This is a genomic window from Psychrobacter cryohalolentis K5, from assembly GCF_000013905.1.
Classification (GTDB): domain Bacteria; phylum Pseudomonadota; class Gammaproteobacteria; order Pseudomonadales; family Moraxellaceae; genus Psychrobacter; species Psychrobacter cryohalolentis.
Genome location: NC_007969.1, coordinates 1343539 through 1363171, shown reverse-complemented (window position 1 = coordinate 1363171; position 19633 = coordinate 1343539). Strand labels below are relative to the sequence as shown.

The 19633-nt window shown below is 42.7% G+C and carries 16 protein-coding genes; 12 read left to right on the top strand and 4 right to left on the bottom strand.

The genetic code is table 11. The features are described from left to right. Positions 1-36: 36 nt before the first annotated feature. From PCRYO_RS05805 to PCRYO_RS05795, 3 genes are all read right to left on the bottom strand, one after another. A complete protein-coding gene (locus tag PCRYO_RS05805; protein WP_011513465.1) occupies positions 37-654 on the bottom strand; it encodes a flavodoxin family protein in 618 nt (205 codons plus the stop codon). 267 nt (positions 655-921) lie between these two features. Beyond that, complete coding sequence (locus tag PCRYO_RS05800) at positions 922-1887, bottom strand: polyphenol oxidase family protein (RefSeq protein WP_011513464.1); 966 nt, start codon at positions 1885-1887, stop codon at positions 922-924. A 52-nt stretch (positions 1888-1939) separates the two neighbouring features. Further along, the gene (locus PCRYO_RS05795) at positions 1940-3085 is read right to left on the bottom strand and encodes an RluA family pseudouridine synthase (RefSeq protein WP_406626811.1); all 1146 of its coding nucleotides are present in this window, start codon (positions 3083-3085) and stop codon (positions 1940-1942) included. 802 nt (positions 3086-3887) lie between these two features. Between PCRYO_RS05795 and PCRYO_RS05790 the strand changes: the two genes are divergently transcribed. The 11 genes from PCRYO_RS05790 (at position 3888) to yfaE (ending at position 16938) form a co-directional block, all read left to right on the top strand. After that, positions 3888-4967, top strand: coding sequence for an outer membrane protein assembly factor BamD (locus PCRYO_RS05790; protein ID WP_011513462.1), 1080 nt, complete (start codon positions 3888-3890; stop codon positions 4965-4967). Positions 4968-5145: 178 nt separating this feature from the next. Next, on the top strand, positions 5146-7296 hold the full coding sequence (locus PCRYO_RS05785; RefSeq protein ID WP_011513461.1) for a DNA primase: 2151 nt from the start codon (positions 5146-5148) through the stop codon (positions 7294-7296). 553 nt (positions 7297-7849) lie between these two features. Next, positions 7850-9769 (top strand): RNA polymerase sigma factor RpoD, encoded by a 1920-nt coding sequence (rpoD, locus tag PCRYO_RS05780; RefSeq protein ID WP_041753074.1) that lies wholly within the window; start codon positions 7850-7852, stop codon positions 9767-9769. A gap of 178 nt (positions 9770-9947) precedes the next feature. Continuing rightward, a complete protein-coding gene (locus tag PCRYO_RS05775) occupies positions 9948-10307 on the top strand; it encodes a YbeD family protein (RefSeq protein ID WP_011513459.1) in 360 nt (119 codons plus the stop codon). Between the two features lie 562 nt (positions 10308-10869). Beyond that, complete coding sequence (nrdA, locus tag PCRYO_RS05770) at positions 10870-13146, top strand: class 1a ribonucleoside-diphosphate reductase subunit alpha (RefSeq protein WP_011513458.1); 2277 nt, start codon at positions 10870-10872, stop codon at positions 13144-13146. Positions 13147-13348: 202 nt separating this feature from the next. Then, a complete protein-coding gene (locus tag PCRYO_RS05765; protein WP_192941317.1) occupies positions 13349-14104 on the top strand; it encodes a DUF4145 domain-containing protein in 756 nt (251 codons plus the stop codon). 181 nt (positions 14105-14285) lie between these two features. Then, positions 14286-14537, top strand: coding sequence for a type II toxin-antitoxin system Phd/YefM family antitoxin (locus PCRYO_RS05760; protein ID WP_011513456.1), 252 nt, complete (start codon positions 14286-14288; stop codon positions 14535-14537). After that, positions 14527-14814 (top strand): type II toxin-antitoxin system RelE family toxin, encoded by a 288-nt coding sequence (locus PCRYO_RS05755; RefSeq protein ID WP_010198775.1) that lies wholly within the window; start codon positions 14527-14529, stop codon positions 14812-14814. The genes PCRYO_RS05760 and PCRYO_RS05755 overlap by 11 nt, the downstream gene beginning before the upstream one ends. A 70-nt stretch (positions 14815-14884) precedes the next feature. Next, entirely contained in the window at positions 14885-15268 is a 384-nt protein-coding gene (locus PCRYO_RS05750; RefSeq protein ID WP_011513455.1) for a hypothetical protein, read from the top strand. Positions 15269-15340: 72 nt separating this feature from the next. After that, positions 15341-16474, top strand: coding sequence for a class Ia ribonucleoside-diphosphate reductase subunit beta (nrdB, locus tag PCRYO_RS05745; RefSeq protein WP_011513454.1), 1134 nt, complete (start codon positions 15341-15343; stop codon positions 16472-16474). A gap of 197 nt (positions 16475-16671) precedes the next feature. Further along, positions 16672-16938: a class I ribonucleotide reductase maintenance protein YfaE gene (gene yfaE, locus PCRYO_RS05740; RefSeq protein WP_011513453.1), complete on the top strand. Its 267-nt coding sequence runs from the start codon at positions 16672-16674 to the stop codon at positions 16936-16938. A gap of 124 nt (positions 16939-17062) precedes the next feature. On the opposite strand, the gene PCRYO_RS05735 is transcribed toward yfaE, so the two are convergent. Continuing rightward, positions 17063-18391, bottom strand: a complete 1329-nt coding sequence (locus PCRYO_RS05735; RefSeq protein WP_011513452.1) for a S1C family serine protease — start codon at positions 18389-18391, stop codon at positions 17063-17065. A gap of 259 nt (positions 18392-18650) precedes the next feature. Here PCRYO_RS05735 and PCRYO_RS05730 point away from each other — a divergent pair, with 259 nt between their 5' ends. After that, positions 18651-19469, top strand: a complete 819-nt coding sequence (locus tag PCRYO_RS05730; protein WP_011513451.1) for a Nif3-like dinuclear metal center hexameric protein — start codon at positions 18651-18653, stop codon at positions 19467-19469. The last annotated feature ends 164 nt before the right edge of the window (positions 19470-19633 follow it).

Sequence of the window (19633 nt, the reverse complement as noted above, 5' to 3'; positions counted from 1 at the left end):
TTGGTATTTACTACTTAATAAATAGCTTTTGAATTTTTATGAGGCAGGCTGATGTTTTATGATGGTTTTTGCCAGATGATCACCAAACCAAATCGCCGTATCTATATCACCCGCGCCTGGTGTTTCTTCAGGTGGACCATCAAGCGACTGGGTCATCAAACCCAAATTACTCGATAAACGGTTTAGATCATGGGGCTCATGTCCGGTCGGTCTAAGTGGCAACCCTATCCAATTCATCCCATGCTGCATGCTATAAAGACAAATCTGCTGTAGTACAGCAAGCTTATCGCCGCTAAGCCCACCTGAGTTGGCAAAACCTGCTGCCCACTTGCCTTGCCATTTGCCATGATACCAACGCTTCGATGTCGCATCCATAAAAGTCTTAAAGCCTGCTGTCACACTGCCCATATATACCGCACTACCAAAAACCAACAGATCTGCTTGATCTAAAAACTCCCAATCGACGTCATTGACATCGACAGCCTTGGCTTGCGCTTCAGATAGTTGCTGACGAGCACCCGTCACGATTGCTTCCGCGACACGTTGAGTATGACCGTAGTTACTATGGTAAATAACGGCCATCGATATATTAGATACGCTAAGAGAATTCTCGTCAGGAGGTAGTACAATAGACGGTGTAACAGATGTATTCATATAAACTCTAATAATGGCTATAAGTAATGAAATAAAAAATAAAAAGGTAAATTAGGCTTATGATTGTTAACGATAAGAAGACGCACTTATTATGTGCCAGTTACTCTTTTAAATAATCATGCTTTAGTTACTATAATCGGTCCTAAATAAAAGAAATCCAAATGTTATAAGGTACTACTGGGGTTACTTTTTCTTGCTTGCTGTGTCTACGCAGACAGAGGCTGCGAATAATTAACCCCAGTAGTTCTGTATCCTTTTAAAAGTGGATTAGCTATATATAGAAGCACTGCGCGTAATAATCAAGGCCATGCGTCCCGTTGCAGCTTGCTGCAAATGGGTCTGACGTCGATAAGAATAGTAATGCCCGTCAGCATAACTACAAGGGATAGAGGACTCATTGCATACGACAATCCCTGCTGCCTGCAACTGATCCGCGGCAATTTTTGGCAAATCTATCTTAATTTTTTCTGCATAGACTGGCGTATTGTCTGATAACTTGTCCGCTGTACTCGCTGCGTCTAACTCGCTAGTACCTGACGCCATCACGTAGCGCTCATCAAAATTACTTATTGCATCTGTCGTCAAAGCGTTATTCGCGATGCAACCTGCCAATAACTTATCTCGGACTTGGCTACCCACTTCATAGCTATCTTGACTGATACAAACGCCTATCCATGCCATAATCTCGCCGCTGTCGCTAAAGCGTTCAGCCGTTGCTTTGATTACGCCGCATGCCAGCCCTTGCCAGCCCGCGTGAATCGCCGCTATCTGCCCAGTTGCTGGCTGATAAAGAACGATCGGTACACAATCAGCCGTCATTATGGCAAGCCCAGTACCATCTTGTTTGCTAACCATAGCATCAGCTGCCATAGGCGCCATACTCAGTACCGTAGCATCGGTATCATGTATATGATTACCATGGACTTGATTAACCCAATGTAGCGCTTTGACAGGCACGCTATGAACAGGTAGGTTTTGCTGCGCGATCATCTGCTCATTGATTGTAGCAAGCACACGCATCCGATTACTTAATACTACGCTTGCATCATCATTGACATGCAGCCCCAAGTTCAGCTCGCCATAACTTGCTTGCTGTCGTTGAGGTGGCTGCTGATTGATTTTAGACCGAGATATATCAATATTTGCATAGTCTATATCAGAAAAACCAGCCGTTTGAAACACAGCCACATCATCAAGCTGTGCTAGCAATGTCATGGGAAGCGTATTTTTCATGGCATATTTACCGTTTTAATAAAACGTCTTTGTATTACTTATTCGTTATCGCTTATTCTTCATCATAGCCGTCACTTAATACTGCCATTAGCTGCTGCATATCTTCAGGCATTGGTGTAGTGACCTCAACGTCTTCACCAGTCGTTGGATGGACGAAACCCAACGTATAAGCATGGAGTGCTTGACGCGGGAAGTTATTAATCGCTTGACGCTGCGCTTCTGTTAGACCAGCACGTAGCTGACGACGACCGCCATAGACTCTATCACCAACAATAGGATAAGTAATATGGCTCAGATGCACACGAATCTGATGCGTACGCCCTGTCTCAAGCCCTATATCCAACAAACAATAGTTACCATTAAGCGCGGTTACATTCAACAGGTGAGTCACAGCTTCGCGTCCTGCCGTCATCACCGTCATTTTGGTACGCTGATTACGATGGCGTCCAATGGGCGCGTCAATACGGCGATGACGAGATAGACTCGCTGCATCCCCTGCGACCACACATTGGTAATGACGATACACTGACTTGTCCTTTAGCTGCTCCATCAGTGCCAGCTGTGCGGGTTTGGTTTTACCAATCAATAATAGCCCTGAAGTATCTTTATCAATACGGTGTACCAAACCTGCACGCGGCAAATGGTGCTGCTGCGGATAGTGATACAATAGCGCGTTTACCAAAGTGCCTGTTTGATTACCGGCACCTGGATGTACCACCATGCCGACTGGCTTATTGATGACCAATACGTCATCATCTTCATAAACCACGTCGATTGCGATATCTTCTGGCTGATCTTCGCTATGCTGCTCTAAAGTCGTCGACAGATGCAAGATATCGCCAGCTTTAACACGGATCTTAGGTTTTTGTATGCTACCGTTATAGAGCAAGCTGCCATCACTTACCCAGCCTTGTAACTGGACACGTGAAAAATCGGTAAATATTTTTGATGCCAGTTTATCAATACGCAAACCTGCTTCGTCTTCTATGACCGTATGCTTCACGTCAACCACAACAGGCACAGATTGCCCTGCGACCGAGACTTCATTATCGCCATGCTCGTCTTCGTCATTAAGCAACTCATCATCTGACACGTTATCATCGTCCATATGCTCGTCAAATTGCTCATTGATGGTTAATAATTCATTGGGTATCGTGGATTCTGGCACAGGTGAACCTTGCGTTGATAAGTCTGTCATTGATGAATCTTCAGTGGATTGGTTCGCGGGTAAATTGGTAGTCATAGCATCATGTATTCATAGCAGATTTATATATAGTAAAGCCTCTGACTATGTTCAGTCGGAGCACTTCATAAGAAAACAGATTGGCACTTATAGACCATAAATAATAATCGTGGTCAAAAATGGCAATAATATCGCTCTAGTGTAACATGCTGAACGTTTAAGCCCTATAGAAGCTGCATGTTATCTGGCAATTTATAACACTCATTAGCTCTCTAAAATATAACATGGCTGTAATTTACTGTATATTTGTCACTGTCAGCACTATTGAATATCGCCCGTTGCAACCGCTCATGCTAAACTAGCGGGCGCAATCCTGATAAGCGTGGCGATTCAGACGTTGTACTATATTATTGGAATGTACTTAAGGTATCGCTGAATAAAAATGCATTATAGAATAAGCCAGCGGTACGCCTAACTACAAAATAGCTCATGAAAAAATAGACGCAGCAAATGTTATTCTATAAAGTAAGCCATGTTTTGCTGTATGCTATGGCACTGTGTTGTTATTGCAGCTCTTTTATAAAAGCTTTACATGTGATGCACGCCTTATTGCGTAACATGTTTACAGAGTAAATTTTTAATAAATTAATAACTATGTTTTTTAATGAGCATGTTTTTATAATAATACGCATGCTTAGTGATTGGCATGTAAAATGATAGACCATTATTGATGCACCAAGCATCGTTTTTTATCATCAATCTACTAAATAGTATGATAGCGTCGCTGCTATTATACGTCTTGTGTCGGAGAAGAAGTATGCAAGCTGTTGGCAATACGTTTATCAAACTGTCCTCAATCACTTTACTTGCCCTAAGTGTCAACTTAGTGGGTTGTCAAACCTTTAAAAACCTCACCGGCGGTAAAGACGTGGATGCAGTGGTCACTGCTGAGAAGTCAGAGCAAGCGTACTATAATGACGCGATTGCTCAGATTGATAAAGGTCGCTATACCCAAGCGATCGAAGATTTAACCAACTTGCGCACTTTTTATCCGACTGGACAATATGCCGAGCAATCTTTGCTCGATATGATGTATGCACAATATGCCAGTGGTAAATATGAAACTGCGGCTGCCAGTGCTGAGCAGTTCATTCGTCTTTATCCGTCTAACCCGCAAGTGAGCTACGCTTACTATGTGCGCGGCGTTGCCAATATGCAAGGCTCGTCTGAGGGTTTAAAACTGTTTAAGCTCAACCAAGCGGAGCGCGATACTGCTTACTACCGTATTGCTTTCGCCAATTTCCAAGAGCTGTTGAACAAATATCCAAACAGTCCTTACGCACCTGATGCCGCTCAGCGCATGACGTTTATTTATAATCAGTTTGCCGAAAGTGAGATGAGCGCTGCTAATTGGTATATTGAGCGTGAAGCTTATGTAGCTGCTGTCAATCGTGCCAAATGGGTCTTTCAATATTATCCACTCAGCGAATCTGTGCCAGATGCGATTGCCGTCCTTGCTTATAGCCATGAAAAATTAGGTCTAACTGATTTAGCAAACGAGTATAAAACTTTATTGCAAATTAACTATCCGAACATGCTAAGCGCTGATGGACGTGTCAAGCTCAATACCAAACGTGAGCGTTCTCTAGTGAACAAACTAACTTTTGGACAGCTGAGTCGTTTTGATAAAGACACCACAGTTTCGACTGGCAATTATAGCGGTGCGACCAAAACTCAAGTCATTCGCAATGCCACTCAACTGAGATTGCCAAGCGACAATGCGGCAAATACAGCAGCGCCAAGCAGCACTTCTCCGCTGCGTCTGACTGATGACAATCGCCGTGTACGCTTAGGGGCGGTTGAAAATGACAGCATCGATATGACCGATAGCAATTAATCGTATTTTGGTATGATTGATTAACAGCGTTTATGCGCTGTAATCAATAACGCTGTCATGGCGTCAGACGTCAACTAAAAATAAGGTCAACGATACGGTTGGCCTTATTTTTTCTGTTTTGGTTTTTGCATTATTTTGAGCATCAACAATATTGCACCTATGGTAAACTGTTTTTCGCATGAGTATCCCAAATCACATTCTTGAACAATTAAATAGCCAAGCTGATTTAGTCAGTATCATTGGGCGTCATACTACGCTTAAACGTGCTGGTAGTGAGTTTAAAGGCTGCTGTCCTTTTCATGGTGAAAAGTCGCCGTCTTTTTATGTCAATCCACAAAAAAACATCTACCACTGCTTTGGCTGTAGTGTCGGTGGTAACGCCATCAGTTTTTTACGTGATTATGAAAATCTCACCTTTATCGAAGCGGTCAATGAGCTGTCCAAGCAGACGGGCATTGAAGTCCCAAAAGAAGAACAGCAAAACGTCAGCTATCAGCGTGCCCCAGTTAAACCAAAATCCAAGCCAAAATCTGCTGTTAAGCCAGCAACATCGGCAACGCATCTGCGAAAAAATGATAGTCAGCCAGTAAGCAATAATCAGTCATCCATAATCATGCCAGCTGATGATACCCAGCCGCCCATTTATGATGACCACCATAGTTATGACAATTACCCACCGTTAGATGCTTACGATGCCGTTCCTTATGTAATGGATGGCTATGATGCTCATTATCAAGATGACAATGGCTATCCGCCTGCATGGTTAACCGGTGATGATAATACTGCTCTCTACAATGATAATAGTATCTCTGATAAAGATGGCAACTTATATGAGCTGCTAGAGCAGATACAGCAGTTTTATCAACATAATCTCAGCATTCACCCTCATGCTAAGCATTACTTCTTATCGCGCGGTATTAGCGATGAAATCTTCGAAACTTTTGGCTTGGGCTACGCGCCTTTTGGTTGGCAACATCTTGAGCATCAGTTCCCACAAGATATCGAAGGTCTAAAGGCGCTTGGTTTAGTACGCCAATCAGAATCTGGACGCGATTATGACCTGCTCCGTGATCGGGTTATTTTCCCAATTCGAGACAATCAAGGACGCACGATTGGTTTTGGTGGTCGTGCGCTTGATGATGAAGTGAAACCCAAATATATCAACTCCTCCGACTCGCCCGTCTTTCATAAGCAGCACGTATTATATGGCTATTATGAGTCACGCCAAAAGCGTGCTGACAACTGGCTGGTAGTCGAAGGCTATATGGATGTGATTGCTCTTTATCAAGCAGGTATCTATGGTGCCATTGCGTCGATGGGTACGGCGATTAATGAGAGCCAAATCTCACGGCTATTAACGCTAAATCCAACATTAACCTTAAGCTTTGATGGTGATAGCGCCGGACAAAAAGCCGCTTGGCGCACGCTTGAAGTGGCTTTGCCAGTGCTCAGTGATGATAAAGAGCTAAGATTTTTAACACTGCCCAATAATCATGACCCTGATACCTTTATCAAAAGTCAGGGCGGTGATGCCATGCGTGAGCAAATAGCTAATGCCATGCCGCTATCACAGTATATTTTTGCCTATTTGAGTGAACGTCATGATTTGACTTTGGTAGAAGGTAAAGCCAAGCTCATGTCCCAAGTACGCGCATTAACCATGGCATTACCCAAAGGCAGTAGTTTTAAGTATTTGCTTAACAATGACATTTATCAAAAGCTAGGCGGTAAACGCAGTCAGAATGTCGAGGCAAAAGACGCGCTGCTAGATTTTGATGGCGACATGACCATCAGCCAGCAGTTGCAGCTGTGCTTTTTATTCCAGCCGCGCGCACTACTTGAAGACCCTGTTGAGTGGATCTGGCAACAATCAGGGCTTATTAACTTAAAATTACCGGCTCATATCCAGAAAAAATCTGCTAACGATGCATTACGTGCAATTACATGGGAAGATTTGCAAGATACGGCGCTATTAGACATAGTCACTGCCATCAAGCGCTGCATGAAGCATCTGCCAATAGATGCTAATGCGGCAGCCCATTTTGTATTATCAAATCTTAGTCCAATGAACCAAGCTACTTTGAGTAATAGCTGGGGTGGGTTTTATAAAGCATTAACTACAAGGAATGTACTAAGTCTTGATGATTTGATTGAAGAGCTGGTCAGTCAGCTACTCGAACGTAATATAAAAAAGAAGATGCAAGAGCTGATAAAAAACCCTGACCATATCAAACAAGCGATAGTTAATATGCAAGCACAGCATCTAAGTAACTGGATACGCGCACAACGTGCCGAACGCTCATCGCAAATGGCGACGGTCAAATCTTAATATGGTCATTAGATTTTATTTATAAAACAGCTGCCCTTTAAAAGGGTCGACATTGTCCCCACTATTAATGATTATGCACTGTTGTCTTAGCTTATTAAAACAGCCTGTTATTAAAACTATGTTTAACATGGAATAGCTGGTAAATAATCAGTAAAAAACAGTTGGTAGATATCACTACCTCGTGCTTGATTACACTGGTCTGTGTTAAACTATGTCGCTAACTATTTATAGCATGGCTTAATGAATAACGACAAAATGATGATACGCCCGTATGATTGAGCACAGTTTTAGGTATAAATTTTTAAATGTTATCGTTAAAGCGTATTTTAAAATATTTATTTTTAGGTATTAGCCTTTTGAAAATTTTTGAGCGTTAGCGGTTTTATAACATTGTAATTGTAGTATTTTGAGCCTTTATTCATATCCACTCATTTTTGATATTATTGACTACCTTTACGCCATATTTTGATCAATCGATTGATAAGATCAACGCACCCAGCGAGCGATAGCCAGTCACAATATAAAAATGTCCGATGCAAGTAAGCGAGTATTTATGAACGATAAGTCAGTTTCTAAGTCCACATCTCAACTGGCCACCTTAATCCAAATGGGTAAAGAGCAAGGGTATTTAACCTATGCTGAGGTGAATGACCAACTGCCCGACTCTATTACCGAAAGCGATCAGATCGAAGATATTGTACAAATGCTAACCGACGTTGGCATCAAAATCTTTGAATCTGCGCCTGATGCCGATGACATCTTGATGAACGATGATTCAAGTGATGATGACATGGCAGCGGATGAGGCAGCAGCGGTACTAGCTTCTGTTGAGACCGAACCTGGTCGCACCACTGACCCTGTGCGTATGTATATGCGTGAGATGGGTACGGTTGATCTATTAACGCGCGAAGGCGAGATTGCCATTGCCAAGCGTATCGAAGAAGGCATTCGTGACGTACAGCATGCCATGTCTTACTGGCCGGGTACGGTACAATTCGTCCTTGACGAGTACCAAAAAGTCCAAGATGGCGAAAAAAAGCTTTCTGACGTTATCACTGGTTTCTTAGACCCTGAAACCGAAGAAGACAAAATCGCTGCTCAAGAAGCCAAAGAAGCGGCGAAGGAAGAACGCGAGCGCATCAAAGAAGAAAAAGAAAACCCGCCGATCATCAAAGAAAAAGCCAAAGTAAAATCTGGGCTTGATGATGACGAGGAGGACGACGAGGAAGTGGAAGAGGACGCTGAAGAAGAAACCAGCGGTATCGATCCAGAAGAAGTGCGCTTGCGTCTAGAAGAGATCGAGCATCTATTTATTAAAGCCAAGCAAGCCTTACTTGATTATGGTCGTGGTAGTGCACAAGCCAATGAAGCTTATGAGCAGCTGGCTAGCCGCTTTATGATGCTAAAGCTGAATAACCGTCTATCTGATCAAGTCATGGCTATTATGCATGATGTCTATGATGACGTGCGTAAGCATGAGCGTCAAATCATGCGCTTGGTGATTCGCCGTGGTCGTATGCCGCGCGAAGAGTTCCGTAAGACTTTTCCAAGTAATGAAACCAACGTTGATTGGTTGATTGAGCGTATTAAAGGTAAGCCTGCTTTTGCTGCCACGTTAGAGAAAGTCGCCGACGATGTTATCTTGTTACAACGTGCTATCCGTGATTACGAGCATAAGCTCGAGATGGAAATCCACGACATGAAAGATGTGGCGCGCCGTATGGCTATTGGTGAAGCCAAAGCCCGCCGTGCCAAAAAAGAGATGGTCGAGGCTAACTTACGTCTCGTTATCTCAATTGCCAAAAAATATACAAACCGTGGTCTACAGTTCTTGGATCTGATCCAAGAAGGTAATATCGGTCTGATGAAAGCCGTCGATAAATTTGAATATCGCCGTGGTTATAAGTTCTCGACTTATGCCACATGGTGGATTCGTCAGGCAATCACCCGCTCTATCGCTGACCAAGCACGTACCATCCGTATCCCTGTGCATATGATTGAGACGATTAATAAGATCAATCGTGTCTCTCGTCAATTGCTACAAGAAATGGGACGCGAGCCAACGCCTGAGGAATTAGGCGAACGCTTAGAGATGGACGAAGCCAAAGTCCGTAAAGTACTAAAAATCGCCAAAGAGCCTATCTCAATGGAAACCCCTATCGGTGATGATGAAGACTCACACCTAGGTGATTTTATCGAAGATGGTACGATCTCAAGCCCTGTTGACGATGCGACGGCTGCGGGTCTACGTGAAGCGACGCGTGATGTATTGGGCAACTTGACTGAGCGTGAAGCACGCGTGCTCAAAATGCGTTTTGGTATCGATATGCCGACCGACCATACTTTGGAAGAAGTTGGTAAGCAGTTTGATGTGACGCGTGAGCGTATTCGTCAGATTGAAGCAAAAGCCTTGCGTAAATTGCGTCATCCATCACGCTCTGAGCATCTGCGCTCTTTCCTTGAAAATGACTGATAAGCCCCCTATAAAGACAGTAGCTTTTTAGCATACTGTCTTTATATATCGCAGAGTATATGAGCCTAAAAGCTGAGCGCGTCTCAGCTTTTTTGTGGTTAATCGATAGTCGTTTGTTAAAATACTAGCCAATTTTAAGACTCAAGCCCCATTATAAAATAGCACTAAGGACTCACCCATGAGCGATAATCAACAAAATCCTAAAAAAGATGTCAACGTCTCTCAAATATCGTTGGGCAATGACAAAATTAAAGGCAAAAAAACCGACATTCAAAATCCTGAGCTATGGGATTTTCCGATGAATTACCCGATGAGCATTATCGGTAATGAAGGTGAACATGAGACTTTGTTGAACGAAGTCAAACTCATTTTAGGTAGCCAGTTTCCGGATTTTGACTTAGCCTCTATGCAGGTCAAACCTTCAAAAACAGGACGCTTTCATTCTATACGGGTGAACTTATACTTAACGACTGCTGAGCAAGTCAATACCCTATATGCGTCTCTTGATGCGGCTAAGACGGTACGCATTGTGATGTAACTTATGATAGGGTTGACAGTCTCTTGCTGCCCTCTATCAAATCCTACTATCATGGGCGTAAATTCACTGAAGATAATGACAATCGTCACTCATTTGGGTGGCGATTTTTTGTGGTTTGATGTACAATCTGCGCCCGCATTATTATTGTCATGACTGCTTTTATTAGTCAACAATTTACGAGAAAATAAAAAGCAAAGAGTGATTAGATTTTTACAAAAAATTTATTATCAAGCTCATTTGCGTCTAACCCTTATGCCATCGTCCTTTGCCCAAAATCGGACAACCCATAAGCCCTCAGCAACATAGTTTGCCGCTAAAATCAATATAGCATTTTCAAAATTTTCCCGCTATATTGTGTCCACCTATTAACAAACACGCTATATGTAGTGCTCAGTGATTTTAGCTATCACCATGAGCCGTGGCAAGATTTTGCCTCAAAAAAATACTCTATCATGAGCATATATATCGCGTTATAAAGCATGATTGGCGTCCTTACACCGCGCGGCATCACTAATAAGTCATTCAGTAAATAACTATTAAGCAATCAACTTACGAGGTCAGCATGACACATATCGATAAAATCCAAGTAACCAAACGTGATGGACGTTTAGAGCCTATCGAGTTAGATAAAATTCACAAGGTTATCGAGTGGGCAGCTCACGGTTTAGATAATGTGTCGGTGTCACAAGTGGAGCTAAAATCGCACATTCAGTTTTATGAAGGTATCAAAACTCGTGATATTCACGAAACCATCATCAAATCTGCCGCTGACCTTATCTCTGAAGATACGCCTGACTATCAGTATTTAGCTGCGCGTTTGGCTATCTTCCATTTACGTAAAATTGCTTATAATAAATTTACCCCGCCGCACCTGTATGATCACGTTAAAAAACTCACTGATGCTGGAAAATACGATCAGCATATCCTAGCGGACTATAGCCGTGCTGAATTTGACGAGTTAGAAGAGTATCTCGATCACTGGCGCGATATGAACCTTGCTTATGCTGCTGTTGAGCAAATGGCAGGTAAATACCTCGTTCAAGATCGCGTGAGCAAAACCGTCTTTGAAAGCCCGCAGTTCTTGTACATGCTGGTTGGTATGTGCTTGTTCAGCCGTTACGAAAAATCAGAGCGTATGAACTATGTGAAGCGTTTCTATGATGCGACTTCAGAATTCAAAATCTCACTACCAACCCCTATCATGTCAGGCGTACGTACGCCATCGCGCCAGTTTAGCTCGTGCGTCCTTATCGAATGTGGTGATAGCCTAGACTCTATCAACGCGACCACCAGCGCCATCGTACGCTACGTGTCACAGCGTGCTGGTATCGGCATCAACGCTGGTCGCATCCGTGCCCTCGGTAGCCCTATCCGTGGCGGCGAAGCACAGCATACGGGTTGTATCCCATTCTACAAATTGTTTCAGACAGCCGTTAAATGCTGCTCACAAGGTGGCGTCCGTGGCGGTGCTGCGACATTATTCTACCCATTATGGCATTTAGAAGTTGAGTCGCTCTTAGTATTGAAAAACAACCGTGGCGTCGAAGACAACCGTGTCCGTCATATGGATTATGGCGTACAGTTAAACAAAACGATGTACACTCGCCTAATAAAAGGTCAAGACATCTCGCTATTCTCTCCAGGTGATACCCCTGGCTTGTATGATGCTTTCTTTGAAGATCAAGACAAGTTCGAAGAGCTATACACCAAGTACGAAAATGACCCTGCTATTCGTAGCCGTCAAATCCCAGCAGCAGACTTGTTCAGTCTAATGATGCAAGAGCGCGCCAGTACGGGTCGTATCTATATCCAAAACGTCGATCATTGCAATACGCATAGCCCATTTGACGCGACGGTTGCGCCGATTCGCCAGTCAAACCTATGTATGGAAATCGCCCTACCGACGAAGCCACTGGATAATATCAATGACGAAGAAGGCGAAATCGCGCTTTGCACGCTATCAGCGGTCAACTTGGGTAAAGTCGAAAACGTCAGCGATATCGAAGAACCAGCTGAGCTAATTGTCCGTGCGCTTGATGCCCTGCTTGACTATCAAGACTATCCAGTAAAAGCCGCTCAAAACGGCAGCATGCGTCGCCGTACGCTCGGTGTGGGCGTGATTAACTATGCTTATTACCTTGCCAAGAATGGCGTACGCTATTCAGACGACAGCGCCATTGGTCTGACGCATCAAACCTTTGAAGCATTGCAATTTTATCTCTTGAAAGCGTCAAACAAATTGGCAAAAGAGCAAGGCGCTTGCCCTGCGTTCAATGAGACGACGTACTCACAAGGTATCTTGCCGATTGATACGTACAAAAAAGACTTGGATAAAATCTGCCAAGAGCCGCTACATCTCGATTGGGAAACGCTACGTGGCGAGATCACTGAGCACGGTCTACGCAACTCTACCCTAACCGCCTTGATGCCGTCTGAGACCTCGAGTCAGATCGCCAACGCCACTAATGGTATCGAGCCACCACGCGGTCTGGTCTCTATCAAAGCGTCAAAAGATGGCATCTTGAAGCAAGTCGTGCCTGAGATTAATAAGCTAAAAAATCAGTATGAGCTACTATGGCAAATGCCAAACAATGATGGTTACCTAAAGCTGGTCGCTGTCATGCAAAAATTCGTTGATCAAAGTATCTCTGCCAATACCAACTACGATCCTGTTCGTTATGAAGGCGGCCGTGTACCAATGAAGATATTACTAAAAGACTTGTTAAACGCGTATAAGCTTGGCGTGAAAACTTTGTACTATCATAACACTCGTGATGGTGCGAACGATGCCCAAGCGGATATGGAAGATGATTGTGCGGGCGGGGCTTGTAAGATCTAGGTTTGCAAAAGAAGCTCTTTAAATAGAATTTCTGACGGATGGCGGGTTTTGCTTATTTAGTTAAGCTCGCTATGTTCCAATATTGAGACTAGCAGTGAAACCTCTGTGCCAAGTAAGACTATTGTATCATTGGCTTAAAAAATAGCATGGTAATTTATGACTATATAAATAATTATAGACTTACTACATGAGACCATATTTCATGATTGACAAAGAACTTCTAACTTCCTACTTCACAACAAACCAAAATACTTATTGGCCTTGTTCTAATGGCTATTTAGTGATTAATGAGGATACGTTTTTTAGTAAAGAAACTTCTGTTTCTCAAAAAGTGCACCCTCTCTATGAATCGGATCCTGAATCGGTTCGTTTCGTATATAGTTGCATCTTTAGATGTTCAAACAACAATTGTAATGAACAGTTTGCAAGCTCAGGTCATGGTTGTTTGGATTGGGACATAGAAGAAGATGACTACGGTATGCAACAGCAGGTTTATTCACCATGTTTCGAGCCTTATTATTTTTATCCATCATTAAAAATCATCGACATACCTGAAAATGTTCCAGATGATATTACTAATCAACTTAATAAGTCTTTTGAATTATTTTTTAGCTCTCCTTCTGCTGCAATAAATCATGCACGCTCCGCCTTGGAGCTAATATTGAATCATTTCAAAATACCAAAGACTACTATAAACAATAAAAATAAGAGAGTTAAAATAAACTTACACAATAGAATTGATAAACTAGCTAAGCAAAATTCTGAACTTAAAGAATTACTTTTGGCAATTAAATGGATTGGTAATGAAGGTAGTCACCCAGAAAAGAGATTAACCAAAAATGATGTCATTGACTTGTATGAAATTTTAGAACATGTTCTATCTGAATTATTCGAAAACAAATCTAAAACCATTCTAGCAAAAGCTAAAAAAATCAATAAGGCAAAAGGCATTAAATAATATGGCTCAGATTAGCCAAAGTTGTAGGGTGCGCCCAGCGCACCGATGATATAGAAATCGTATTTAAAGGTGCGCGAGGCGCACCCTACAAATTATGCATAAATAGATTAACAAATAAGACCTAATTTTCGTGCTAAAATTAGCGCTATATTTAGAGCGTAATATTAGCGGAGAATGAATCATGAAACCAATATTTGCGACACAGACAGCCAGTATCTCAGAACTAAAATCCAACCCGTCGGCACTGATTAAACAGTCAGACGGTGAGTCTATTGCTATTTTAAACCACAATAAACCCGTGGCTTACCTAGTTTCGACAGACGTATTCGAGCGCATGATGGAAGCCATGGACGACATGGCATTAAGCCAAACCGTTAGCGCACGGTTAAATGACGGGCAGATACCGATAAAGGTAACGTTGGATGACTTATAATCTTGAGTTTCATCCTTTAGCGTTAAAAGAGTGGAAAAAGATAGCGCCAAATATTCAGCAGCAGTTCAAGAAAAAATTACAGCAGCGATTGTCAAACCCTCATGTGCCTGCGTCAAAACTATCGGGACATACGGATACTTATAAAATCAAATTACGCACCGTAGGCTATCGTCTGGTATATACCGTAAAAGATGATGTGGTGGTAGTTTATGTATTAGCAGTAGGCAAAAGAGAAAACAACAAAGTATATGACAATCTTGCGACACGCCAGCCATGATGAAAGTCATTATAAGAGGCATTAAGTGCTATAACTGAAACACACAAACAATGAAAACGACGGAGGTCATGTGCAATATACCGCAATCATCAAAGACGGTGGTTTGTTTATCCCAAACGTATTTTCAGACCTAAACGATGGTGGCTCGCATATCGTACAAGTAGAAGTCGACATCGCAGACGTCCGTGAGCAATTAGGCGAAGGCACAGCAGCAAAACCAGAAGCATTAAAGAAAGTCGCCACAAAAGTATTGAAAAAACCAGTAAAGAGAGTGACTAAAAAAGACGTACAGAAAGAAATGCAGCAACTATCAGATGATGATGGCTTGAGTGCGCTGCGTAAGAGTGCGATCGATGAATTGGAAGGTTTGGACGATAGCGAGCTGAGTGAGATGTTTAAAGCGTATATGAATGACGGACAGACGCCAGAACAAATATCTTTAGAGCACTTGTAATATAATCCAATCAAACCAAATCTAGTCAAAACCCTATAACTTAATAACCATATCAATGATAAAGGCAGTCCCATGACTTATTCGATTTTTTCCCAAACGCCAAACAATGCGCTAACAGAGCCGATGTTTTTTGGTAATCCGGTCAACGTGGCGCGTTACGACCAACAAAAGCACCCTATCTTTGAGCAGCTGATTGAAAAGCAGTTGTCGTTCTTTTGGCGTCCAGAAGAAGTTGATGTATCAAAAGATCGTATGGACTTTGGCAACCTGTCTTCGCATGAGCAGCATATATTTTTGAGTAACCTCAAATACCAGACCCTACTCGACTCTATCCAAGGCCGTAGCCCAAACGTGGTGCTATTGCCGCTCGTGTCTATCCCTGAACTTGAGACTTGGATTGAGACGTGGACGTTTTCTGAAACCATTCACTCGCGCAGCTATACCCATATCATTCGTAATATTATCAATGACCCTGCTATCGTCTTTGATGACATCATGCAAAACGAGCACATCCTAGGGCGCGCGGCGGACATCGCTAAGTATTATGATGATTTGTATTACAGCTCATCGCTATATAACCTATACGGTGCAGGCACGCATACGATCAATGGTAAGCAAATTACCATCGATTTAAAATCACTGAAAAAGCAGCTTTATTTGTGCTTGATGGCAGTCAATGTCCTAGAAGCCATTCGCTTTTATGTATCATTTGCTTGCTCATTTGCCTTTGCTGAGCGTAAGCTAATGGAAGGTAATGCCAAGATTATTAAATTGATCGCTCGTGATGAGGCGCTACATTTAACAGGTACTCAGCATATCCTTAACCTCATGCGCATCGGTCGTGATGATCCGGAGATGGTCGATATCGCTAAAGAATGCTACGAAGAAAGCATCGAGATATTCCGTAAAGCAGCTGAGCAAGAAAAAGAATGGGCAGGCTATCTGTTCAAAGACGGTTCGATGATTGGGCTGAATAAAGACATTCTTTGCCAATATATCGAATACATCACCAATTTACGTATGGAAGCGGTTGGCTTACCAGTCGCATTCCCGAACTCTAAATCAAATCCGATTCCATGGATTAACACGTGGTTGTCGTCTGACAACGTACAAGTTGCCCCGCAAGAAACAGAGATTAGCTCGTACTTGGTCGGTCAGATTGATTCAGACTTATCAGACAGCGATTTTGATGATTTTGAGTTGTAGAAGATAGTTTTTCAAGATTGAGCTTTTAATATAGTCGATTCATCATAGAATAAGTGTAGTGCTGCTGGGATAAGTTTTGCGCAGCCTCTGTCTGCGTAGGCACAGCAAGCAAGTAAAATTTATCCCAGTAGCACGTTATAATAATTGTACTTATTTTATTTAGGATTGACCATATTATAAAAAGATAGGATAAAACTATGACTTGGGTAATGACGAGTAAGAAGCAATTTTACTTGCATGATGACGAAAGCTTGCTTGATGGATTGCTACGCACCGGACATGATATCAATTATCAATGTAAGGAAGGTTATTGTGGCAGCTGCCGCATCAAGCGTATCGCCAGCTCACACGTTATTGATTATCCTTTTGAGCCCTTAGCCATGATTGAAAAAGATGAAATCCTACCTTGCTGCTGTAGAGTACAAGGCGTGATTTATGTCAATCATGAGCTGATAGAAAAGTAGCTGCTAAATCAATAAATTATTAACTATTCGATCAATCAAAACTTATTAAAAAAGCGCGCTATCTTATAGATAGTGCGCTTTTTGTTATTGCTCTTAGAGATCAGAGAATCGGTAAACACTCTCTTTACAAAGGTGCACCATCTCTTTCGAACAGTAATAAAAGCTCTTCACGCATACGGTCACGTTCAGCCTCTGACATCATAGGGGTGTCTTGTTCTGGCGCTTGTAGCGTTGGTGGCTGCGCACCGCCAAGCGTTTCATCTTGAATCACAACAGGAACGGTGACTGGCTCTTCAACTGGACGCTCCTCTAGCAATATCTTCACTTGCGCATTTTTACCTTGACGTAAGATTTGAGCATGCAGCGTGGTATTAGGTGCTTTACGAGCGACATACTGAATCAAGGTATTGGCATCAGTCATCTCAACCCCATCAATGGTCAAAACAATATCGCCAACTTTTAGACCGCTCTTAGCAGCTGGGCTCTTAGGAACCACGTTAAGTACCTCTACGCCTGTTGATGATTCGAGCTGTGTCGGATCTCTCAGCTGCGATTGTATCTCAATACCCAGCCAACCACGACTGACCTTGCCATCTTTGATCAGAGCATTCATCACTTGCTCAACGATAGCGGTGGGAATAGCAAATCCAATACCCATAGAGCCACCAGAGCGTGAGTAGATGGCAGTATTGATACCAATCAGCTCACCACGTGCATCAACCAATGCGCCGCCCGAGTTACCCGGATTGATAGCCGCATCAGTTTGAATAAAGTCTTCAAACTTATTAACGCCAAGCCCTGTACGTCCAGTCGCTGAAATAATACCTTGGGTAACGGTTTGACCGACACCAAATGGATTACCAATCGCTAGTGCTACATCGCCGACAAGCGTTGGTTTTTCACGAAAGCCTAATGGTGTAAGCCCAGTCATATCGACTTTAATCACTGCCAAATCACTATCTGGGTCTGTGCCAATTAATTTTGCACGGCTTTTACGACCATCATTAAACGCAACGGTAATTTCATCGGCTTTTTCAATCACATGGGCATTGGTGACGATATAACCATCATCCGACACGATAACGCCTGAACCTAGGTTGGTATTGCCTTGCTCTTCTGACGGCGCGCCATGATATTCAAAAAACCGGCGCAACACCGGATCGTTCATATAAGGATGTTCTGCCATCGTCTGCGTGGTATAGATATTGACCACAGACTGGGAGGCTCGAGCCACACCATTATGATAAGAGGCGATAGGCGTTGGTGAGTCCGATACCGGCTCGGAAGCTTGCTGCTCAGCAGGTGTGGTCTTTGGCGGCTCCCATTTTGCCTCCGATGCTGTCTTCATACTCACAAATAACCAAATAAAGGCAGCTGTGACCAATAGCAGTAAAACCCAAGGTAACCACTTTAAGAGACCAGCCTTGTTCTCGGCATTCGGGGATGACGACATATAAAAACCTCTATAATTTCACATGGACAATCGGTATTAAGCCATATCAGGCGTACGCCTTGATATAAGGCACTTTCACATGTGTAAATTATAGCTGTCCTCATAATACAATGGTAGCGCATCGTGTACCGTTTCAGTTATTGGGCTTGTCTATTCTTTTGCCACATCATGTTAAAATGGTGATTACGAGAAATAATTCATTATTTATAAATACTTGAGCTACTGCAATTATTAATTGAAACATTGATAAGGGAATACTATGAGTACGCACGATGTCTTAATCACATCATCAAATACTATCATTACTGCACACTCCTTAACTGAATTTTGCGATGATTACTTATCAGCGAATGCCTTTAAAGATTATGCACCGAATGGTCTACAAGTAGATGGCGGTCGGCCTATTAAGCGTATTGTCACTGGTGTGACTGCCTGTGAAGCATTGATTGATGCCGCCATTGCAGATAATGCTGATGCAATCATGGTACATCACGGCTATTTTTGGAAAGGTGAACCTGCTCCATTGACTGGTATGAAAGGTCAGCGTATTCGCAAGCTTATGCAACATGGTATCTCCTTGATCGGCTATCACCTACCACTCGATGCCCATCCCATCATTGGTAACAATGCCACATTGGCGGCGGCGTTAGACATGACCATCATCGAGGCACTGTATCCTGCTGAGACTCATCCGGTTGGTAATATTGCCATTTGCACCGTACAGAGTGCTCAAAGCCTTATCGCTCAAATTACTCAAGCATTGGGGCGCATGCCATTACATATTGCCGCTGAGTATAACGTCGATACTCATACCAGTAATAGGTTAATTGAACGGATTGGTATCTGTACGGGCGGCGCACAAGATATGATTGAGCAAGCATCATTAATGGGCTGTGATGCGTTTATTTCTGGTGAAATATCAGAACGTACGACTCATATTGCCCGTGAGCTTGGCATTGATTATTTTGCTTGCGGACATCATGCAACAGAACGCGGCGGCATTGAAGCTTTAGGTAGGATTGTTGCTCAACAGTTTGACTTACCAGTGACATTTATCGATATCGATAATCCTGCTTAAGCAGCAGAAACTTATTTTTCTCCTAAAAAAGACAGGTAAGCAGATTTTTGCTTACCTGCCTTTTTTATTTTGGCCAGTAACAGAACGAACTTATATTCACTAAATCGAAATTATGCGACAGAAAACAGGCTAAATTATTACCGTCTATAGTGCTATTGTTAAGT